At 65.1% G+C, this 20,943-nt stretch carries 21 protein-coding genes and 1 riboswitch; of the genes, 15 read left to right on the top strand and 6 right to left on the bottom strand.

Annotation, left to right across the window (positions count from 1 at the left end; translation table 11 throughout):
- The first annotated feature begins 142 nt into the window (after positions 1-142).
- The 5 genes from ruvC (at position 143) to AC1MEM_RS24355 (ending at position 3,382) form a co-directional block, all read left to right on the top strand.
- Positions 143-679: a crossover junction endodeoxyribonuclease RuvC gene (ruvC, locus tag AC1MEM_RS24375; protein ID WP_499474665.1), complete on the top strand. Its 537-nt coding sequence runs from the start codon at positions 143-145 to the stop codon at positions 677-679.
- An 18-nt stretch (positions 680-697) separates the two neighbouring features.
- Positions 698-1,276: a Holliday junction branch migration protein RuvA gene (gene ruvA, locus AC1MEM_RS24370; RefSeq protein ID WP_499474664.1), complete on the top strand. Its 579-nt coding sequence runs from the start codon at positions 698-700 to the stop codon at positions 1,274-1,276.
- A 27-nt stretch (positions 1,277-1,303) separates the two neighbouring features.
- Positions 1,304-2,365 (top strand): Holliday junction branch migration DNA helicase RuvB, encoded by a 1,062-nt coding sequence (gene ruvB / locus AC1MEM_RS24365; RefSeq protein WP_499474663.1) that lies wholly within the window; start codon positions 1,304-1,306, stop codon positions 2,363-2,365.
- A gap of 11 nt (positions 2,366-2,376) precedes the next feature.
- Positions 2,377-2,835 carry a YaiI/YqxD family protein gene (locus AC1MEM_RS24360; RefSeq protein ID WP_499474662.1) on the top strand — a complete coding sequence of 153 codons (459 nt, stop codon included), beginning with the start codon at positions 2,377-2,379 and terminating at the stop codon, positions 2,833-2,835.
- A gap of 79 nt (positions 2,836-2,914) precedes the next feature.
- Positions 2,915-3,382: an MgtC/SapB family protein gene (locus tag AC1MEM_RS24355; protein ID WP_499474661.1), complete on the top strand. Its 468-nt coding sequence runs from the start codon at positions 2,915-2,917 to the stop codon at positions 3,380-3,382.
- A 106-nt stretch (positions 3,383-3,488) separates the two neighbouring features.
- On the opposite strand, the gene AC1MEM_RS24350 is transcribed toward AC1MEM_RS24355, so the two are convergent.
- Positions 3,489-3,698 carry a cold-shock protein gene (locus AC1MEM_RS24350; RefSeq protein ID WP_056443212.1) on the bottom strand — a complete coding sequence of 70 codons (210 nt, stop codon included), beginning with the start codon at positions 3,696-3,698 and terminating at the stop codon, positions 3,489-3,491.
- A gap of 306 nt (positions 3,699-4,004) precedes the next feature.
- Here AC1MEM_RS24350 and AC1MEM_RS24345 point away from each other — a divergent pair, with 306 nt between their 5' ends.
- The 3 genes from AC1MEM_RS24345 to AC1MEM_RS24335 all read left to right on the top strand — a co-directional run bounded on the left by AC1MEM_RS24345 (position 4,005) and on the right by AC1MEM_RS24335 (position 6,122).
- The gene (locus AC1MEM_RS24345; protein WP_499474660.1) at positions 4,005-5,204 is read left to right on the top strand and encodes an ATP-binding protein; all 1,200 of its coding nucleotides are present in this window, start codon (positions 4,005-4,007) and stop codon (positions 5,202-5,204) included.
- Positions 5,204-5,641: a response regulator gene (locus tag AC1MEM_RS24340; RefSeq protein ID WP_499477756.1), complete on the top strand. Its 438-nt coding sequence runs from the start codon at positions 5,204-5,206 to the stop codon at positions 5,639-5,641. The genes AC1MEM_RS24345 and AC1MEM_RS24340 overlap by 1 nt, the downstream gene beginning before the upstream one ends.
- A 274-nt stretch (positions 5,642-5,915) precedes the next feature.
- The gene (locus AC1MEM_RS24335; RefSeq protein WP_499474659.1) at positions 5,916-6,122 is read left to right on the top strand and encodes a hypothetical protein; all 207 of its coding nucleotides are present in this window, start codon (positions 5,916-5,918) and stop codon (positions 6,120-6,122) included.
- A 3-nt stretch (positions 6,123-6,125) separates the two neighbouring features.
- Here the strand turns inward: AC1MEM_RS24335 and AC1MEM_RS24330 are convergent, their stop codons facing one another.
- From AC1MEM_RS24330 to AC1MEM_RS24310, 5 genes are all read right to left on the bottom strand, one after another.
- A complete protein-coding gene (locus AC1MEM_RS24330; RefSeq protein ID WP_499474658.1) occupies positions 6,126-9,122 on the bottom strand; it encodes a hybrid sensor histidine kinase/response regulator in 2,997 nt (998 codons plus the stop codon).
- 104 nt (positions 9,123-9,226) lie between these two features.
- Entirely contained in the window at positions 9,227-10,609 is a 1,383-nt protein-coding gene (locus AC1MEM_RS24325) for an amidohydrolase (RefSeq protein ID WP_499474657.1), read from the bottom strand.
- A 410-nt stretch (positions 10,610-11,019) separates the two neighbouring features.
- Positions 11,020-11,469 carry a DUF2147 domain-containing protein gene (locus tag AC1MEM_RS24320; RefSeq protein ID WP_499474656.1) on the bottom strand — a complete coding sequence of 150 codons (450 nt, stop codon included), beginning with the start codon at positions 11,467-11,469 and terminating at the stop codon, positions 11,020-11,022.
- A gap of 86 nt (positions 11,470-11,555) precedes the next feature.
- Complete coding sequence (locus tag AC1MEM_RS24315) at positions 11,556-11,924, bottom strand: VOC family protein (protein ID WP_499474655.1); 369 nt, start codon at positions 11,922-11,924, stop codon at positions 11,556-11,558.
- A 61-nt stretch (positions 11,925-11,985) separates the two neighbouring features.
- Positions 11,986-14,784 carry a valine--tRNA ligase gene (locus AC1MEM_RS24310; RefSeq protein ID WP_499474654.1) on the bottom strand — a complete coding sequence of 933 codons (2,799 nt, stop codon included), beginning with the start codon at positions 14,782-14,784 and terminating at the stop codon, positions 11,986-11,988.
- A 181-nt stretch (positions 14,785-14,965) separates the two neighbouring features.
- A riboswitch (TPP riboswitch) is annotated at positions 14,966-15,067 on the top strand.
- Positions 15,068-15,140: 73 nt separating this feature from the next.
- Here AC1MEM_RS24310 and thiC point away from each other — a divergent pair.
- From thiC to AC1MEM_RS24275, 7 genes are all read left to right on the top strand, one after another.
- Positions 15,141-17,054: a phosphomethylpyrimidine synthase ThiC gene (thiC, locus tag AC1MEM_RS24305; protein ID WP_499474653.1), complete on the top strand. Its 1,914-nt coding sequence runs from the start codon at positions 15,141-15,143 to the stop codon at positions 17,052-17,054.
- Between the two features lie 2 nt (positions 17,055-17,056).
- The gene (thiS, locus tag AC1MEM_RS24300; protein WP_499474652.1) at positions 17,057-17,260 is read left to right on the top strand and encodes a sulfur carrier protein ThiS; all 204 of its coding nucleotides are present in this window, start codon (positions 17,057-17,059) and stop codon (positions 17,258-17,260) included.
- Positions 17,261-17,280: 20 nt separating this feature from the next.
- On the top strand, positions 17,281-18,063 hold the full coding sequence (locus tag AC1MEM_RS24295) for a thiazole synthase (protein ID WP_499474651.1): 783 nt from the start codon (positions 17,281-17,283) through the stop codon (positions 18,061-18,063).
- Entirely contained in the window at positions 18,060-18,809 is a 750-nt protein-coding gene (gene thiD / locus AC1MEM_RS24290; RefSeq protein WP_499474650.1) for a bifunctional hydroxymethylpyrimidine kinase/phosphomethylpyrimidine kinase, read from the top strand. The genes AC1MEM_RS24295 and thiD overlap by 4 nt, the downstream gene beginning before the upstream one ends.
- Before the next feature lie 8 nt (positions 18,810-18,817).
- A complete protein-coding gene (gene thiE, locus AC1MEM_RS24285; RefSeq protein WP_499474649.1) occupies positions 18,818-19,441 on the top strand; it encodes a thiamine phosphate synthase in 624 nt (207 codons plus the stop codon).
- Between the two features lie 112 nt (positions 19,442-19,553).
- Positions 19,554-20,030 (top strand): chemotaxis protein CheW, encoded by a 477-nt coding sequence (locus AC1MEM_RS24280; protein ID WP_499474648.1) that lies wholly within the window; start codon positions 19,554-19,556, stop codon positions 20,028-20,030.
- 125 nt (positions 20,031-20,155) lie between these two features.
- Positions 20,156-20,821 (top strand): ion channel, encoded by a 666-nt coding sequence (locus tag AC1MEM_RS24275; protein ID WP_499474647.1) that lies wholly within the window; start codon positions 20,156-20,158, stop codon positions 20,819-20,821.
- Positions 20,822-20,943 lie beyond the last annotated feature (122 nt).

The raw sequence follows: 20,943 nt of genomic DNA, 5'->3' as shown, positions 1-20,943 counted from the left end.
GTGGCAAACGCCAGCATTCAGCAACGTTTCGGTGGGCACGGGGCGCCCACCCTACATGGAACAGTTGCCCAAATCCGAATCGACCTGTGTTTTTACCCAGTATTTTTCCCACGAACGTTGCTGGCCGGTATAACATTCGTCCATGATTATCCTCGGCATCGACCCCGGCCTGCGCACCACCGGCTTTGGGGTGATTGAAAAACACGGCAGCAAACTGCGCTACATCGCCTCCGGCACCATCAAGACCGGCCTGGAGGGCGCTTTGCCGCCGCGCCTGAAGATCATCCTCGATGGCGTGCGCGAAGTCGTCGCCACCTATGGCCCGCAGTGCGCGGCCATCGAAAAAGTGTTTGTGAACGTCAACCCGCAGTCGACCCTGCTGCTCGGCCAGGCCCGCGGCGCGGCGATCAGTGCGCTGGTCGGCTTCGATCTCGATGTGGCGGAATATTCGCCGACCCAAATTAAACAATCCGTCGTCGGCAGCGGCAAGGCGGCGAAACCGCAGGTGCAGGACATGGTCGCGCGCCTGCTGAAGCTTCCCGGCTTGCCCGGCAGCGATGCGGCCGACGCCCTCGGCGTCGCCATCTGCCACGCGCACACCTACGACACGCTGGCGCTGCTCAACGTGCTCAGCCCGCAGAAGGCCACGCTGCGGATGAAAAACGGCCGCCTCGTCTAACCAGAAAAAAGGTCAACCATGATCGGTCGCATCTCCGGAATCCTGCTCGACAAAACCCCGCCGCAATTGCTGGTCGATTGCAACGGCGTCGGCTATGAAGTCGACGTGCCGATGAGCACCTATTACAACCTGCCGCATACCGGCGAAAAGGTGGTGCTGTTCACCCACCAGGCGATCCGCGAAGACGCCCATTTACTGTTCGGCTTCGGCAGCGCCAGCGAGCGCGCGCTGTTTCGCCAGCTGATCAAGATCACCGGCGTCGGTGCGCGTACCGCACTGGCGATCCTGTCGGGCATGACGGTGGCCGACCTGTCGCAAGCGGTCACGCTGCAGGAATCTGGCCGCCTCGTCAAAATTCCCGGGATCGGCAAGAAGACCGCCGAGCGCCTGCTGCTGGAACTGAAGGGCAAGATCGGCGCCGACCTGGGCACGGTCGGCGGTGCGCCGCGCGACGATACCCAGTCGGACGTGCTCAACGCACTGCTGTCTTTGGGGTATTCTGACAAGGAAGCACTGCTGGCTACCAAGAACCTGCCGGCGGGCTCGACCGTGTCGGACGGCATCAAGTTCGCACTGAAAGCGCTGTCCAAGGCGTAAAACGCCTTTCGTCATCAAAGATAAACCATGAGCATCCAGACCGACAATTTCACCGAGCAGCGGGTCATCGACGCCGCGCCGGCCTCGCCCAACGAGGAGGCGATCGAGCGCGCCTTGCGCCCGAAGCAGCTCGACGAATACGTCGGCCAGGAAAAGATCCGCGACCAGCTCGAAATCTTCATTTCCGCCGCCCGCAAGCGGCGCGAAGCGCTCGACCATACGCTGCTGTTCGGTCCTCCGGGCCTGGGCAAAACCACGCTGGCGCACATCATCGCGCGCGAGATGGGCGTGAATTTACGCCAGACCTCCGGTCCGGTGCTGGAGCGTCCCGGCGACCTGGCGGCCATCCTCACCAATCTCGAGCCGAACGACGTGCTCTTCATCGACGAGATCCACCGTTTGTCTCCGGTGGTCGAGGAGATCCTGTACCCGGCGCTCGAGGACTACCAGATCGACATCGTGATCGGCGAGGGCCCGGCCGCGCGTTCGGTGAAACTCGACCTGCAGCCGTTTACGCTGGTCGGCGCCACCACCCGCGCGGGCATGCTGACGAATCCTTTGCGCGACCGTTTCGGCATCGTCGCACGCCTCGAGTTCTATAACGTCGAAGAGCTGACCAAGATCGTCACCCGCAGCGCGGCCCTGCTGGAAGCCCCGATCAAGGAAGAGGGGGCGCGCGAAGTGGCCATGCGCGCGCGCGGCACGCCGCGTATTGCCAACCGCCTGCTGCGCCGCGTGCGCGACTATGCGGAAGTGAAGGCCGATGGCCAGATCACGAAAGAGATCGCCGACCTGGCGCTCAAGATGCTCGACGTCGACTCGGTCGGCTTCGACGTGATGGACCGCAAGCTGCTGGAAGCGGTGCTCTTCAAATTCGGCGGCGGCCCGGTCGGCATCGGCAACCTGGCGGCGGCGATCGGCGAAGCGGCCGACACTATCGAAGACGTACTCGAACCCTACCTGATCCAGCAGGGCTATTTGCAGCGCACCCCGCGCGGCCGCATCGCGACCCCGGCGGCCTATCAACACTTCGGCGTGGCAGCCCCGCGCATCAGCCCGACGGGCGACCTCTGGGACAACTTGCGTTGAGTGCGGCCCCCATGCAGATCTGGGTCGACGCCGACGCCTGCCCGTCCGTCATCAAGGACATCCTGTACCGCGTTGCCGAGCGCACGCAGATCCAGGTGACGCTGGTGGCGAACCAGCTGCTGCGCGTGCCCGGCTCGAAATTCATCCGCTCGGTGCAGGTGCCCAGCGGCGCCGATGTCGCCGATGCCGAGATCGTCGAACGCCTCAATCCGGGCGACCTGGTCGTGACTGGCGACATTCCGCTGGCGGCGCTGGTACTGGAGAAGGGCGGCTTCGCCCTCAATCCCCGCGGCGACTTTTATACGAAGGACACCATCGCCCAGCAGCTGACGATGCGCGCCTTCATGGAAGAACTCAGAAGCGGCGGCGTCGACACCGGCGGCCCGGCCGCCTTCAGCCAGTCCGACCGCCAGCAGTTCGCGAACGCGCTCGACCGGCACCTCGCCCGCTACCGGCCCCGCAGCAACTGAACACGCCGTCGCGCCGAGCGCGGCGACACGAAACTTGCTTAGCTGCCATTATCCTCCAGACTTTTTGAGAGGAGCAGGCATGTGGTGGCAGCGCAGCTGGATGGCGATACAGCAGGAATTCTCGGACCTGGGCGATGTGGAATCCATCACCCGGCTGGTCGTGCGCCTGCTGGTGGCGATGATCCTCGGCGGCATCCTCGGCTATGAACGCGAATCGGTCGGCGCCTCGGCCGGCCTGCGCACCCACATGCTGGTCTCGCTCGGCTCGGCCCTGTTCGTGCTGATTCCGCTGCAGGCGGGCATGAAAATCGAAGACCTGTCGCGCGTGCTGCAGGGCGTCACGGCCGGCATCGGTTTCCTGGGCGCCGGCGCCATCCTCAAGCAGAGCAACAAGAACGACATCCGTGGCCTGACCACGGCCGCCAGCGTCTGGCTGACTTCCGCCATCGGGATTGCCGCCGGCATGGGGCGCGAAGCGACGGCCGTGCTGAGCGCGCTGTTCGCGCTGGTGATCCTCGCCATCCTGCGGCGCAGGCCGAAGGACTGATCCCCTCGGGCCTGAACGCAAAAAACCCGCCAATCGGCGGGTTTTCTTTGGCTACGGCCTCGCCCACGCTATCTGCGTGGTGCGCGCCGTTATTTAATCTGATCGATTAAATGGCGCGGATATTGCCGGCTTTTTCGCCTTTAGGACCGGTCGAACGCTCGAACGAAACGCGCTGGTTCTCGGCCAGGCTTTTAAAGCCTTCGGACTGAATATCCTGGAAGTGGGCGAACAAATCGCCGCCGCCTGCGTCAGGCGTAATAAAGCCGAAGCCTTTGGAATCGTTGAACCATTTTACGGTGCCAGTTTGAGTAGTCATTTACATTCCTTTAGATTTGCATGGGCAACAATACCCGGGATGCACATCGACCGAAGCGGGTGAAACAGGAGGAAATCAAACTGGACTGCCGGAAGGCAAGGCGGGAGAGAAAGACCAACAATAACAACGACTTGATGTAGTGCGAGATGGAAGATACAGGTTTTTTCCCGATTGTCCTAATCATTTCTGATTTAATTTTCCATTACTGCCCATTCCTGAATAATCGGTAAATGAAAGGCAATGACTGTTAAGATCAAGAAACCGGTTCTATGCGAATCTCGCTGAATCGGGCATACAAAGGTTTAAATGAAACAATACCGACTGGATAGCTTCATACGCGACAATATGGAGCAGATCCTGCAGGCGTGGGAAGATTTTGCCCGCACCATTGAACCACCAGCATTGACCATGGACGATACCGAGCTGCGCGACCATGCCCGCCTGATGCTGCTCGCTTTCGCCGACGACCTCGGGAGTCCGCAGTCGGACCATGAGCGCGCCGCCAAATCGAAAGGACTGGGCCGGCGCGGCGACGACGACACGGCGGCCGAAACCCATGCCGAAGCGCGCCTGCTGTCCGGCTACACGGTCGTCCAGCTGGTGTCCGAATACCGCGCGCTGCGCTCGAGCGTGCTGACGCTCTGGGCCGCCGGCATCGGGCCTGGCCGAATCCCGCACATGAACGACGTCACCCGCTTCAACGAGGCGGTGGACCAGGCCCTGGCCGAGTCGGTCGCGCGCTACGAGCACATGGTGAAACAATCGCAGAACATGTTCCTGGCGATCCTTGGCCACGACCTGCGCAATCCGCTGGGTACGGTCGTGACCGGCTCCAGCTTCCTGATGCAGGCAGTCGATATCCCGCCGAAGTACGTGCTGGTTGCCACGCGGATGTTCAACAGCGCCAAACGCATGAGCAAGCTGATCAACGACCTGATCGACTTCACGCGTACCCACCTGGGGCCCGGCATCCCGATCCGGGTCAAGCAGGGCAGCATCGTCGCCGTTTGTGAAGAAGTGGTCAACGAACTGCGCACCTTTCATCCGGAGCAGCAGATCGACCTGCAGGTTCCGCCCCAGCTGGACGCCATCTTCGACGAAGCACGGATTGCGCAAGTGCTGTCCAACCTGATCGGCAACGCGATCCAGTACGGGAGCGCGGACCTGCCTGTGCTGGTGCGGGTCAGGGCCAGCGAGGGCGACGTCGTCATTGGCGTGAACAACCGCGGCACGACGATTGCGCCCGACAAGCTGGCCAGTATTTTCGACCCGATGGTCCGGATCGCCGCCAGCGTCAACGCCGCCACCGCCGACTATACCGAGCGCACCAGCCTCGGCATCGGCCTGTATATTTCGCGCGAAATCGTGCATGCCCACGGCGGCCGGATTGCCCTGGCGTCCACGGCGGCCGACGGTACGACGTTTACGGTGACGATGCCGCGCATGCCGAAAGGTTTCGACTCCGGCGAGGGCGGCGCACGGCTCTCCGGCGCGCGTGCGCCGTGATGCCGGCGGGCCCGCTCGGCCTGGCAGGGGCGCCAGCTGACCCGCGATTGGGGGAATCGCCGGCGCAATCGGCGCCAGTGCCCGGACGCACGCCGCGCCGCGTATTGGTGGTGGACGACGAGCGCGACCTGGCGGACCTGGCCGAAGCCTTGCTGGTCGCCTACGGACTCGAGGTAAAAGTTGCCTACTGCGCCGCTGACGCCTTGCTGATCCTGGAAGGCGACCCGGACATCGATGCCGTGTTCTCCGACGTGATCATGCCGGGCATGAGCGGGCTGCAACTGGCGCAGGCGATCCGGCATCTCTACCCCTCGCTCAAGGTGGTGCTGACCACCGGCTTCGCCCAGCCCGTCCTGATGGCCAGGCATGGCCGGCCTTATCCCTGCGCAGCCAAGCCCTACAGGATCGAAACGGTGCTCGAACTGCTGCGCAGTTAGAGCCTATCCCAGCAGCCCGGAGTCGCTGCTAGCGCGCCTGACAAGCGCGTGCGGCGGAGCTCGTCGCGCATTTGGCAAATTCGTGGCCCAGCCATGCGGTCTCCTCGCGCCTTGCCCGCGCTTGCCATGCATCGCTATCAGCTTCCCCCGGACTACTGGGATAGGCTCTTGCCTCCCACCACCACGGCCTGTTGATGCACGCTGGCAAGCGCGCGCCACGCACGCCCTTGTTTGCTAGGATGGCTTGCTTTCGAATCGATGGAGCGAGGCTCGCATGTCAGGAAGCGGTAATGCCGATCCGCGCGCCAATGCCTATCTGGCGGCGCGCGTCGATGACGCCTTGAAGATGCTGAAAACGGATGGAATGTCGCCAGCGCTCGAGTTCATGCAGCTCATCGGCGTGCCGCGCACGGTCGCGCTGCGGGTGCTGTGCTCGCCCGCCCAGCAGCGCTCGCGCGACCGCCGCCGCACACCGCGTTAGGCCCTAGCTGCTGCGTTTGCCGGCCCGCGTCGCCAGGATCGCGCCCAGCCGCGCGGTATCGACCGGTTTCACCATGTGATGATCGAAGCCGGCCTCGATCGCCTTCCTGCGGTCGTGTTCCTGGCCGTAACCCGTGACAGCAACGAGCAGCGCGTCGCGCGTTTCCGGCAGGGCGCGCAGGCGCCGCGCCAGTTCGGCGCCGTCCATTTCGGGCAGGCCGATGTCGAGCAGGCAAACGTCCGGCCGCTCGCGGCTGGCGCGCACCAGTGCGCTCGACGGCGTATACTCGACCATCGCCGTATGGCCCAGCACGTCGAGCAGCATGGCGAGCGTGTTCGCGGCGTCGACGTTGTCGTCCACGACCAGGATGCGCAGCGCGGTCCCGCTGCCGCCGGCGGCGGCCTTGCCGGGTGCGTCGGCGGCCGGGGCAGGCGGCGCCTCCAGGCGCGGCAGGCGGATCGTGAAGCAGCTGCCGGTCCCGAGACCGCCGCTGGCCGCGGCCACGCTGCCGTGATGCAGTTCGACCAGGCTTTTCACCAGCGCCAGGCCGAGGCCGAGGCCTCCGGAAGAGCGGTCCGGCGTGCGCTCGGCCTGGGAAAACAGGTCGAAGACATGGGGTACCAGGCCGGCGTCCATGCCGATGCCGTTGTCCGCAATCCGGATCACGATCTCGCCGGAGCCGATGCCCGCATCGGCGCCCACATCCGCGCCCACATCGATGCCCATGTCGAGCCGCAGCTTGCCGCCTTCCGGCGTGTACTTGGCCGCGTTGTTGAGGAGATTGGTCAGCACCTGCACCAGCCGTTTCTCGTCGCCCGTGACCAGCGCGGTATCGGGCGCGAGCTGCAGCAGCAGTTCGTGGCGGCGCGACTGCAGCAGCGGCGTCACCTGTTCCACCGCGTGGGCGACGACCTGGCGCATGTCGACGGCCACCGCATCGAGCGTCACCAGCCCGGTCGTCACGCGCGAGACGTCGAGCAGGTCGTTCACCAGGCCCGTCATGTGCTCGACCTGGCGCGCAATGATGCGGCTGGTGTCGCGCACCCAGCCTTCGTCGAGTTTGACCACCTGCAGCAACTGGGCTGCCGCTCCGATCGGCGCCAGCGGGTTGCGCAATTCGTGCGCCAGCATCGCCAGGAATTCGTCCTTGCGCCGCGCGCCTTCCCGCAACTGCTTCTCGGTGCGCTTGCGCTCGCTGATGTCGCGGAAGAACACGGCCAGTTCGTCGTTCAGGGCGGGCACGGCGCGGATCTCGATCCAGGCCTGGGAACCCGACGGGAACACGTGGTGGTGCTCGACGCTGGCGGCGGCGCGCTTGCGCTGCACGCGGCGGTACAGGGCTTCGACTTCGGTGCCGACCAGTTCCGGGAAGGCTTCCCAATGACTGTGCCCGATCAGGTCGCGCGCCGGGCGGCGGCTGATCCGCGCCGCAGCGGCGTTCACGTGGCGCAGCGTCCAGTCGGCGTCGAGCAGGGCGAAGCCTTCGTTGATGCTGTCGAAGATGTGGCGGCTGCGGTCGCGTTCCTCGCGCAGTTCGGCCTGGGCGCGCGCCACTTCGATGGCCGACCAGGTGCGTTCGGCCACTTCGCGCGCCAGCTGCACTTCGCGCTCCTGCCACAGGTGTGTTTCGGCATCGTGGATCACGAGGACGACTTCCAGCTTGTGCGCCCGCACCAGCGGAACGAGCAAATCCGCGCGCACGCCGATGCGCGCATACGCCTCCCCATGGCCGGCGGTGCGCGGATCGGATGCGATGTCCTCGTTGGCGACGGTGGCGCCGGCGCGCAGCTGCGCGATCATCCCGGGGCCGTAGTCGTGCAGGACCTTGGTCTCGCCTGCGAGGCTTGGAAAGCCCGGCGCGGTCCAGTCGTGGCGGATGAAGAGGGTGCCACGCGCCTCGTCGATTTCAGCATAGAACACGCGCGAGACGCCCAGCTCGCGCCCGAGCAGTTCGCTGGCGCCGGCGATGATCGCTTCCGGCGTTTCGAGCGCCAGCAGGCGGTTCGCCAGCGCCAGCTGGAAGGACTGGCTGCGTTCGTTGTCCTCCAGCCGGCTGACGGTGGCGGCCAGTTCGCCGTTGAGCGTTTCGAGCTGCTGCCGGCTGCGCACCTGGTCCGTGACGTCGCTGCCTTCGATGAAGATGCCGGTGAGCTGCCCATTCGCGTCCTTGATCGGCTGGTAGACAAAATTGGCATAGCGCTCGGTGAGCGGCCCGCCGCCGGGCGGCTGCAGCGTGAAATGCGCTTCGGCGGCCACGTACGCTTCGCCGCTGGCGTACACCTGGTCGAGCAATGCCACATAACCCTGCGCGAGGGCCTCCGGCAGCGCCTCGGCCACCGTCAGGCCGAGCACCGGGCGGTTGCCGACCAGTTTCAGGTAGCCGGGGTTGGCCAGCTCGAAGCGATGTTCGGGCCCGCGCAGCATGGCCATGAAGGTCGGCGCCTGTTCGAACATTTGCGCCAGCTGGTCGCGCTGGTTCACCAGCTCGCGCGTGGCCAACACCTGGCGCGTGGTCTCGGAGCAGACCACCAGCACGCCGCCGATGCCGTTCGGTGCGGTGTCGTCGTCGATCGGGCTGTAGCTGTAGGTCCAGTAGACCTGTTCGTAGCGGCCGTGGCGCGTGATCGGCACAAGGTGGTCGACGTTCCAGGTCGCGCCCTTGCCCGACTGCGCCTGCTCGATCTGCGGCCCGATCACGGGCCAGATCTCTTCCCACACGGCGCGTCCCGGCTGGCCGAGGGCGACCGGATGGCGTTCCGGCCCGATCGATGCGCTGTAGGCGTCGTTATACAGGCAGGCGCGGTCCAGGCCCCAGAAGATGAACATCGGGTGGCCTGTATTGAGCATCAGGCGCACCGTCGTGCGCAGCGCCTGCGGCCATCCTTCCGGCGGGCCGAGCGAGGTGGCGGACCAGTCGTGCGCGCGCATGAGCGCGCCCATTTCGCCGCCGCCGGAGAGGAAATTCAGGGAGGCGGATTTCGGTTCGGCTCTCGGTATCACGGCGGCTCGTTTCGGTAGCGTTGTCGGTGTTGGCGTTCAGACGAAGCATATACCAGGAGCCCGTGCCCAACGATATAACCGCAACACATCCTCGACCTGGGTTCTTAGCGCCCTGCCTTGGTTGCGGGCGCCAGGTCCATGACCGAATAGGTCAATGCCGCAACCCCGCCGCGTATGGTCCGTTCGCGCTCCGGTGCGAAGAACGGGCTGTGCGGACTTGGAAGGGCGGTCCCCGCGGCCTTCGCGCGCGCAAACGCGCCCGGCTCGATGGCGCCGATCCGAAGCTGGATCGACGGCGCGCCGGCGCCCCGGCCGTAGACGCCAAAGTCTTCCGAGGCCGAAATGGGGGGGATCGGCAGCACGTTGGCATCGCCGAACCCGCGACGCAGGGCGGTGGACAGGCGTGCCGCCAGGGCCACGTCGTTGAACACCACTTCCGACGCCTCCAGCGGGTCGACCGAAACGGCGGGTTCGCGGGTCGCGCCGGCCGCCGCCGCCTCGCCCCTGGCGATGCGGGCGATCGATGCCAGCAGGTGTTGCTGCACCTCGGGCTTGAACGAACGGACGGTCAGCTCCAGCTTCGCCTCATCGGAAATGATGTTGCGCTTGGTCCCGGCATGCATGGTGCCGACCGTGATCACGGCCGGATCGAAGGGGTCGATCTCCCTTGCAACGATGGTCTGCAGCGTCACCACGGTGCGCGCGGCAATCACGAGCGGATCGATGGTGGTCTGGGGCGCCGCACCGTGTCCACCTTTGCCATAAAAGGTGATATCGACGGCATTCGACGCTGCCGAGGAAGGGCCCGAAGCCACGCCGACCTGCCCTGCGGGAAGCAAGTGCGTGTCGTGCACGCCAAGCACGAAGTCCGGCTTCGGAAAGCGGGTCAGCAGGCCGTCCTTGACCATCAGGTTTGCGCCTTGCAGCACCTCTTCCCCGGGCTGCCCAACGAAAACGAGCGTCCCCTGCCACTTGTCCCTGGCCCTGGACAGCAGCGCCGCGGCGCCCACCCAGGACGCCATGTGGATATCGTGGCCGCAAGCATGCATGACCGGGACCATGGTGCCCGCCGCGTCGCGTACCGTCACGGTACTTGCATACGGCAGTTTCGTTTGCTCCTTGACGGGCAGGGCGTCCATCTCGGTACGCACCATGATGGCCGGCCCTTTGCCGTTGCGTAAAACGCCGACCACGCCGTGACCGCCGACATGCTCCGTGACCTCGAAACCGAGCGCGCGCAGTTGGGCGGCCATTTTCGCCGCGGTCTTTTCTTCCTGGAGCGATAGTTCGGGATGCTGGTGCAGGTCGCGGTAGAGGGCGTCGAGGGAAGGGTAGAGGGCATCGAGTCCGGCGATGTCGGGTGTTGGCGCCCCCGCCGCCTGGCTCGATCCAAGCACCGATGCCGCGCCAAGCGCCGCAACGAGCTGTCTGCATGCCGGTCCGAGCCCAAGCTTGTTACCGACTACCTTGCCTGTATTCCCTAGCATTGCCCATCTCCCTGAACGAATTGTTCGATCCCAATTTAGTATCACACGGGCAATTACCGTCGGCAATCACGATTTGATACTATTGGTTCATACCCACGCTCGCGTTGTTGACTGCCCAAAAAAATAGCGGCCCGCAGGCCTGATGCCGTTCAGTTAAGCGCGGATGAGCTGCCCCGGGCGAGCATAACGCGCGGGCATGCCCAGTGAACCCGTCATCGAGGCCATTGGCCTCGATGACCCCGTACGGTGCGCCACCGTCGTCATTGTTGGTCGAGACCGCTGTGTAAGGTAGGGCGGGCATGCCCGCGCGTCGACGTCAAGAACAAAGGCCGCTCCGATGTGAATCGAAGCGGCCTTCTTTACTGAACGGCATTAGGCCCGCAGGCCGCTTTGTTGAAAGCAAAAACGTCTTACTGCTCGCGCTGCCAGACTTGCGAGCGGCCGAACATCGGTGCGCCGATATAGCCGCGCACTTCGAGCTTCTGGCCGCCGTCGCGCAGCGTCGCCTTGCTCTTGTAAACTTTACCCTTGGCCGGATCGAGGATCTCGCCGCCGGTGTATTCGTTGCCGTCCTTTTTGAGGCCCGAGACGATGGTCATGCCGATCAGCGGCTGGTCCTTGCGCGAGTCCTTGCACTCGGTGCATTTCGGGTTCTGGTCTTCGTTCGGGCCGCGGAACAGCCTCTCGATCTTGCCTTGCAGGGCGCCGTTTTCTTCGGTGATGCGTACCAGGGCCTTTGGCTTGCCGGTTTCGTCGTCGATGGTCTTCCACGTGCCGACCGGCGAGGTGTTCTGGGCCCAGGCGGCGGAAGTGAGGAGCAGGGTGGCGAGCAGGCCGGCTTTAATCATCAGTGGTCGCATGGTGGTGTCTCCGTTGTTGTGGTTTCGCTGGGGCCAGTGTAGCAAACTGTGCCTGCAACTTGTCGATAAAACGGTTGCAGGATGTTTCAGGCGACGGGCAGTTCGTGCCCGACCATCAGGCGGTGGCCGTCGACGGTGCGCAGGCCGAACTCGCGCATGTCCCAGGGTTCGTCTTTTATTTCCTTGGTGATCTCGGCGCCGGCGGCGACCGCCCGTGCGAGTTCGGCGTCGGCATCCTCGACCACCAGATAGCCGTAGTACGAGTGAAAGCCGGTGTCGGCCGCGGGCATGGCGTCGCGGCATTCGCCGGCCATGATGCGGCAGCCGTCGCGCACGAACATGCGCCAGCCCGGGTCGCCCATGTCGTGGACCGCGAAGCCGAGCGCGTCGCGATAAAAGGCGGCCGAGCGTTCGAGGTCGTGGACGGCCAGCACGTACATGTGGTCACGGATCATCGCGTTCTCCATTCAGGTAAAAAAAACGCGGCCACCAGGGCCGCGTCGTTCAGTCAGCGGGTCAGCCCGCAGCCAGTTTTCCCAGCTGCTCCTGCATCTTCGCCAGCGTCGCCGAGAAGTTCGCCAGGCGTTCCTGCTCCTGCGCCACCACCGCGGCCGGCGCGCGTGCGACAAAACTTTCGCTCGAGAGCTTGCCGTTGGCCTTGGTGATCTCACCCTCGATGCGGGCGATCTCTTTCGACAGGCGCTCGCGTTCGGCGGCGACGTCGATCTCGACCTTCAACATCAGTTTCGTCGTGCCGACGATCGACACCGCGGCCGGCGACTCCGGCAGCGCGTCGACGACCTGCACTTCCGCCAGCTTGCCGAGCGACTGGATGAAGGGCGCGAAGCCGGCCATGTTGGCGCGGTCGCCTTCGTTACCCGGCTCGACGATCAGCGGCACGCGCACCGATGGCGACAGTTTCATCTCGCCGCGCAGGTTGCGGGTCGCGTTAGTGAGTTCCTTCAACTGGGCCATCCAGGCTTCGGCGCCCTCATCGATCAGGGCTTCGTTGGCGAGCGGGTAGGGCTGCAGCATGATCGAATCGCCCGTCTTGCCGGCCATCGGCGCGATCGCCTGCCACAGCGCTTCGGTCACGAACGGGATGATCGGATGCGCCAGGCGCAGGATCACCTCGAGCACGCGCAGGAGCGTGTGGCGCGTGGCGCGCTGCTGCGCCTCGGTACCTTGCTGGACCGTGACCTTGGCCACTTCCAGGTACCAGTCGCAGTACTCGTCCCAGACGAATTTGTAGATGGCGGAGGCGATATTGTCGAAGCGGTAGTCGGCAAAACCTTTCGCCACTTCGAGTTCGGCGCGGTTCATCAGCGAGATGATCCACTTGTCGGCCGGCGACAGGTCGGCCTCGTTCGGCGCACCGCAGTCCTTGCCTTCCGTGTTCATCATCACGAAGCGGGTCGCGTTCCACAGCTTGTTGCAGAAGTTGCGGTAGCCCTCGGCGCGGCCCAGGTCGAAATTGATGTTGCGGCCGAGCGATGCGTAGCTCGCCATCGTGAAGCGCACGGCATCGGTGCCGAAGGCCGGGACGCCGTTCGGGAATTCCTTGCGGGTCGCCTTGGCGATCTTCTCGGCGGCGCGTGGGTCCATCAGCCCGGCGGTGCGCTTGGCCACCAGCGACTCGATGTCGATGCCGTCGATCAGGTCGATCGGGTCGAGTGTATTGCCCTTCGACTTCGACATCTTCTGGCCCTGCGAATCGCGTACCAGGCCGTGCACGTACACGGTCTCGAACGGCACTTTATTCGTGAAGTGCGCGGTCATCATGACCATGCGCGCGACCCAGAAGAAGATGATGTCGAAGCCCGTGACCAGCACGGACGACGGCAGGAACATCTTCATGTCCGGCGTCTCCTCCGGCCAGCCCATGGTCGAGAAGGGGACGAGTGCGGACGAGAACCAGGTGTCCAGCACGTCTTCGTCGCGGCGCAATTCGCCGGTGATGCCTTGCGCGGCCGCCTTGGCCTTCGCTTCCTCCTCGTCGCGCGCGACGACGATGTTGCCGGATTCGTCGAACCAGGCCGGAATGCGGTGGCCCCACCACAGCTGGCGCGAAATGCACCAGTCCTGGATGTTACCCAGCCACTGGTTGTAGGTCGTGCTCCAGTTCTCGGGCACGAACCTGATTTCGCCGTTCGCGACCTTTTCCAGCGCCACCTCGGTGATCGACTTGCCCGGATTGAAGGTGCCTTCCGGCGCAGGTTTCGTCATGGCGACGAACCACTGGTCGGTCAGCATCGGCTCGATGACGACGCCGGTACGGTCGCCGCGCGGGACCATCAGCTTGTGCGGCTTGACTTGCTCGAGCAGGCCGAGCGCTTCCAGGTCGGCGACGATCTGCTTGCGCGCGGCGAAACGGTCGAGGCCCTGGTACTGCACAGGGGCGTTCTCGTTGATTTTCGCGTCGAGCGTCATGATCGTGATCGGCGCGAGGCCCGCGCGCTGGCCGACGGCGTAGTCGTTGAAGTCGTGCGCCGGCGTGATTTTCACGCAGCCGGTACCGAATTCCTTGTCTACATACGAGTCCGCGATGATCGGGATCTCGCGCTCGGTCAGCGGCAGCCTCAAGAGCTTGCCGACCAGGTGGATATAACGTTCGTCGGTCGGGTCGACCGCCACCGCCACGTCGCCGAGCATGGTTTCAGGACGCGTCGTGGCAACCGTCAGGTGGCCCGAGCCGTCCGCCAGCGGGTACTGGATGTACCACATCGAGCCGTCTTCCTCGACCGAATCCACTTCCAGGTCGGAGACGGCGGTGCCCAGCTTCGGATCCCAGTTCACCAGGCGCTTGCCGCGGTAAATCAGGCCCTGCTCGTACAGGCGCACGAAGACTTCGGAGACGGCTTTCGAGCGCGTCTCGTCCATCGTGAAGTATTCGCGCTTCCAGTCCGGAGAGGCGCCGAGGCGGCGCATCTGGCCGGTGATGGTGCTGCCCGACTGCTCCTTCCACTCCCAGACTTTCTTGATGAATTCGTCGCGGCCGAGGTCGTGGCGCGAGATTTTCTGGGCGTCGAGCTGGCGCTCGACGACGATCTGGGTCGCGATGCCGGCGTGGTCGGTGCCCGGGATCCAGGCGGTATTAAAGCCGCGCATGCGGTAGTAGCGCGTCAGGCCATCCATCACGGTCTGGTTGAACGCGTGGCCCATGTGCAGCGTGCCCGTGACGTTCGGCGGCGGCAGCTGGATGCTGAACGATGGTTTGTCGGCATCGAGGGTGGCGGTGAAATACCCGCGCTGTTCCCACTCGGCGCGCCAGTATTGTTCAATGTCGGCTGGCTCGAAAGACTTGGCTAATTCCATGATGTGATGGCGATTGGATGTGCGAAAACGACCATTATAGAGGAGGAGAGCAGCGATGCGTTCGCGGGCCTTGATGAATTTACGGGCAGTGCCCGAACCGAACAGGCCACGGCCCCGATCCCGAGAATTAATTTTTTAAAAGGCAATCCGGCAAGCTATAATCCGACCGCGGCCACAGGGCCGCACACGCTAGGGGTCCTGCACATCGATGATGCGCGGGTGAGAAATACCCTCTGAACCTGATCTGGATAATGCCAGCGAAGGGAAGCTTCGAGATGTCACCCGCCGTACGCGCAAATGCACGCGCCTCGCCGCCGTCTCCTGTTCCTTTGCTGGCTCCTGCCCAAAGGAGCCACATGAATGCAGCACTGAAGTTCGACGCCGCCACCGCCACGGTGGACACGGCAGCCATTGCACCCTTCCCGAATTCGACCAAGGTCTACATCGAAGGCAGCCGCCCCGATATCCGCGTGCCGATGCGCGCCGTCGCGCAAAGCGCTACGCCGGACAGCTTCGGCGGCGAAGCCAATCCGCCGGTCTTCGTCTACGACACGTCCGGCCCGTATACCGATCCGGCAGCGCAGATCGACATCCGGCGCGGCCTGCCGGCACTGCGCCGCGACTGGATCGCCGAGCGCGGCGACACCGAAGAGCTGCCAGGCCCAAGTTCCGCCTTCGGCGCCCAGCGCCTGGCGGACAAGAGCCTGGACGCGCTGCGCTTCGAGCTGCAGAGGAAACCGCGCCGTGCCAGGGCGGGCGCCAACGTCACCCAGATGCATTACGCGCGGCGCGGCATCGTCACGCCCGAGATGGAATTCATCGCCCTGCGCGAAAACCTGCGGCGCGAGGAGTATCTCGCCAGCCTCGAGGCGAGCGGCCCGATGGGCAAGCGCACGGCCGAACTGCTCGGGCGCCAGCATCCCGGCCAGTCCTTCGGCGCCAGCATTCCTCCCGAAATCACGCCCGAATTCGTGCGCGATGAAGTGGCGCGCGGGCGGGCCATCATCCCGGCCAACATCAACCACCCGGAGAGCGAGCCGATGATCATCGGCCGCAATTTCCTCGTCAAGATCAACGCCAACATCGGCAATTCGGCCGTCACGTCCTCGATCGGCGAGGAGGTCGAAAAGATGACCTGGGCGATCCGCTGGGGCGCCGACAACGTGATGGACCTCTCGACCGGAAAGCACATCCACGAGACGCGCGAATGGATCGTCCGCAACAGCCCGGTCCCGATCGGCACCGTGCCGATCTACCAGGCGCTGGAAAAGGTGAACGGCAAGGCCGAAGACCTGATCTGGGAGATCTACCGCGATACCCTCATCGAACAGGCGGAGCAGGGCGTCGACTATTTCACCATCCACGCCGGCGTGCGCCTCGCGTACGTGCCGATGACGGCCAAACGCTTGACGGGGATCGTCTCGCGCGGCGGCTCGATCATGGCCAAGTGGTGCCTGGCGCACCACAAGGAATCCTTCCTGTACACGCATTTCGAAGAGATCTGCGGGATCATGAAGATGTATGACGTCGCCTTCAGCCTGGGCGACGGCCTGCGTCCCGGTTCGATCTACGACGCCAACGACGAAGCCCAGCTGGCCGAACTGGCGACGCTGGGCGAACTCACGCAGGTCGCCTGGAAGCACGATGTCCAGACAATGATCGAAGGGCCCGGCCACGTGCCGCTGCACCTGATTCGCGAGAACATGCGCCTGCAGCTCGAACAGTGCGGCGAGGCGCCGTTCTACACGCTCGGGCCTTTGACCACCGATATCGCACCGGGCTACGACCACATCACCTCCGGCATCGGCGCGGCCCACATCGGCTGGTACGGCACCGCCATGCTGTGCTACGTGACCCCGAAGGAGCACCTCGGCCTGCCCGACAAGGCGGACGTCAAGGACGGGATCATCACTTATAAAATCGCGGCCCACGCGGCCGATCTCGCCAAAGGCCATCCCGGCGCCCAGGTCCGCGACAACGCACTGTCGAAGGCGCGCTTCGAGTTTCGCTGGGAAGACCAGTTCAACCTCGGGCTCGACCCCGACAAGGCGCGCGCCTTCCACGACGAGACGCTGCCGAAGGAGTCGAGCAAGGTGGCGCACTTCTGCTCGATGTGCGGCCCACATTTCTGCTCGATGAAGATCACCCAGGAAGTGCGCGCTTATGCCGCCGCCGGCGGCCTCGACGAGGCCGGGGCGCTGGCGCATGGCATGCAGGAAAAGGCGATCGAGTTCGTGCGCGGCGGTGCGAAGCTGTACCGCGAGGTATGAACATGATCGATATTGAACTCAATGGCGAGTCCTATCGCCTGCCGCAAGACCAGACCCTGGACGACCTGGTGCGCGCGCTCGGCATCGGTGGCCAGGCGCTGGCGCTGGCGGTGAACCGCGAAGTGGTGCCGCGCCAACAGTGGAGCGGACGGCCCCTCATGCCGCGGGACCGTGTGGACATCGTGCGCGCCATTGGCGGCGGCTGAGGCCCTGACAGGAGAAAACAATGATTGATGACGTATTGACCATCGCTGGAAAACAATACCGCTCGCGCCTGCTGGTCGGCAGCGGCAAATACCGCGACCTGGATGAAACCCGCGACGCGACGCTCGCGGCCGAAGCCGAAATCGTGACGGTGGCGATCCGGCGCGTGAACATCGGCCAGGACCCGAACGCGCCGAACCTGCTCGACGTGCTGCCGCCCGAGCGCTTCACGATCCTGCCCAACACCGCCGGCTGCTATACCGCCGCCGACGCCGTCTACACCCTGCAGATGGCGCGCGAACTGCTCGACGGCCACAAGCTGGTGAAGCTCGAGGTGCTGGGCGACGAGAAGACCTTGTTCCCGCAGATGCCGGAAACGCTCAAGGCCGCCGAGACCCTGGTGCGCGACGGCTTCGACGTCATGGTCTACTGCAGCGACGACCCGGTGCAGGCGAAAATCCTGCAGGAGATCGGTTGCGTGGCCGTGATGCCGCTCGCCTCCCTGATCGGTTCCGGCATGGGCATCCTGAATCCCTGGAACCTGTCCCTGATCATCGAGCAGGCGACGGTGCCGGTGCTGGTCGACGCCGGCGTCGGCACGGCTTCCGACGCGGCCATCGCGATGGAACTCGGCTGCGACGGCGTGCTGATGAACAGCGCCATTGCGCTCGCACGCGATCCGGTGCGGATGGCGCGGGCGATGAAACTGGCGGTGCAGGCAGGGCGCGAAGCCTGGCTGGCCGGGCGCATGCCGAAGCGCTTCGCGGCCGTGCCGTCCTCGCCCAGCGCAGGGCGCCTCGCGTGAACACGCCCTGCGTACTGGTCTTCGCCGGGCTCGATCCCGGCGGCGGCGCCGGCCTCGCGGCCGACGTGCTGGCCATCGCCGCCCAGGGCGCGCACGCGCTGCCGGTGGCGACCGCGCTCACGGTACAGGACAACAACCGTGTGCACGCCGTGGCGCCGGTCGACGCGGCCTTCGTGCTGCGCCAGGCCGAGGCGCTGGCCGCGGTCTGCGACATCCGCGCCGTCAAGATCGGCATCCCCGGCAACCGCGAGAATGCGCGCGCGATCGCCGGGCTGCTGCAGCGCCTGCGGGCGCGCGATCCGGACCTGCCGGTCGTGCTCGATCCGGTGCTGGCCAGCGGCCGCGGCGACGCCCTGGGCGGCGATGATCCGGTGGACACCGTGACCGAACTGCTTGCGCTGGCCACGATCGCGCTGCCGAACGCACCGGAGGCATGCGACATCGGCGGCTTCCCGTGCCCGCACCTGCTGGTTACGGGTGGCCATGGCGAGGGCGAGTTCGTCGTCAACCGCTGGTACCGCGACGGCGCACCCGTGCAAGACTGGCGCTGGCCGCGCCTGCCCGGCCAGTTCCACGGCAGCGGCTGCACGCTGGCCGCCGCCCTGGCCGGCCGGCTGGCGCTGGGCGAGGGCATGTCCGAGGCCCTCGGCGCGGCCCAGGCCTATTGCCACGCGGCGCTGGCGCAGTCGTACGCGATCGCACCCGGGCAGCGCATCCCGCGCCGCTATCTGCAACCCACCTCATGAGGAGTCCAATGCGCGGCTTATATCTCGTCACCCCGAACTGGGACGACACCGACCGGCTGCTGGCCGTTACCGAAGCGGCGCTGCGCGGCGGTGCGGCCCTGGTCCAGTACCGGCACAAGGAGGCAGCGGGCGGCCTGCGCCTGGAGCAGGCGAGGGCGCTGCTGACCCTGTGCCGGCGCCACAAACGCCCGCTCGTCATCAACGACCATCTCGACCTGTGCATGCGGGTCGACGCCGACGGCGTGCACCTGGGCGGCACCGATGCGGCCATCGCGCAAGGGCGCTCGGCGCTCGGGCCAGGCAAGATCGTCGGCGCGTCCTGCTATGGCGACCTGGCGCTGGCGCGTGCGGCGCAGGCGGCCGGCGCCAGCTACCTGGCCTTCGGCGGCTTTTATCCGTCCCCCGTCAAAAAATACGATTTCGTCACGCCGCCGGCGCTGCTGGACGCGGCGCGCGCCGGGCTGGCGCTGCCGCTGGTGGTCATCGGCGGAATGACGCCGCCGAACGCCGCGCCCCTGGTGGCGCGCGGGGCGGACATGGTGGCGGCGATCACGGGCGTCTACGGCGACCCCGACCCGGAGGCGGCTGCGCGCCGCTTCGGCGCCTTGTTCGGCGGCAGGGGGCAAGCATGAGGACCCGTTGCGGGCGCGAGACAAAACGGGATTTCCAGACGCTGCACTATATATTGCCGTGCAGCAAAACTATATAATCCCGGTATTCCTTTCTTTTCACACCCCCAATACCATGGACAACACATTGATGAACGATGGCGTGCTGGAAGCGCTCGCCTTTAAACTCGGCAACGAGGAATACGGCATCAAGATCCTGAAAGTACAGGAAATCCGCGGCTACGAAACGGTCACGCGCATTGCCAGCGCACCGGAACACGTCAAGGGCGTGGTCAACCTGCGCGGAACCATCGTGCCGATCGTCGACATGCGCATCAAGTTCAATCTTGGCGAGCCGACCTACGACCAGTTCACCGTCGTGATCATCCTGAACATCCAGGACCGCGTGGTGGGCATGGTGGTCGACTCGGTGTCGGACGTGATCTCGCTGACCGCCGACCAGATCAAGCCGGCGCCCGACATGGGCGGCGCCCTGAACACCGACTACCTGGTGGGACTGGGCACGGTCGACGAGCGCATGATCATCCTGGTCGACATCGACCGCATGATGTCGTCCGAGGAGATGGGCGTCATCGAGAGCGTGGCCGCCTGAGCGAGCCGCGCAGCCATCCCGAACCCGCCCATGTGGCGGGTTTTTTCTTGCCGGCGTGCGGTGTGCACGCCGCCCGCGCGCTTGTGCCTACAATAGCGTTATTGCACATTCACCAAGAAAAAACGATGCGTCTGCTCCGCTTCATCGTCCACACCCGGCGCCACCCGTCCGCCATCCTGCTGCTGGCCCAGCTGCTGGCGATGGTCCTGTATCCGTTCATGGAGCACACCGCCGCCGGGCATATCGCGCTGAACGCCTTTGGTATCGCGATCCTGACGCTGACCACCAACATGGTGCGCCGTACCCCCGGCCCGACACTCATCAGCGTCTGCCTGGCGCTGCCGATCATTGCGCTGCTGGTGATGCAGATGGTGGTCTACCGGCCGCAGCTGCAGGCCTGGTCTTCAGGCCTGGAAGCGGTGTTTTATTTTTATGCGGCCGGCTCGCTGATCGCCTACATGCTCGAAGACCGGCGCGTCACAACCGACGAGCTGTATGCCGCGGGCGCCACGTTTACCCTGCTGGCCTGGGGCTTCACCCACCTGTACCTGCTCGTGCAGGCGCTGGCGCCGGGCTCGTACGCCGCCGCAGTCCACTCGGAACTGCCACGCACCTGGACCGAACTCAATTACCTGAGCTTTGCGCTGTTGTCCTCGACCGGCATCGGCGACGTCATCCCCCTGACCGTGCACGCGCGTTCGCTCGCCAGCATCGAAATGTTTGTCGGGTTGATGTACCTGGCGGCGGTGGTCGCGCGCCTGATCGGCCTCACGATGCAGCCGACCAAGTAGGGTGGGCACGGTGGATACCGCGTCCCCTAGCCTGTCGGATCGGCATCGCGGATGTGCCGATGGTGTACCGCGTGGGCACGAGTGCCCACCCTAAGTTACGCGGCAGCAAACATAAAAAGGAC

It is taken from the genome of Telluria sp. AIW5 (assembly GCF_056680575.1).
This window is presented reverse-complemented; position numbering and strand designations above follow the sequence as displayed.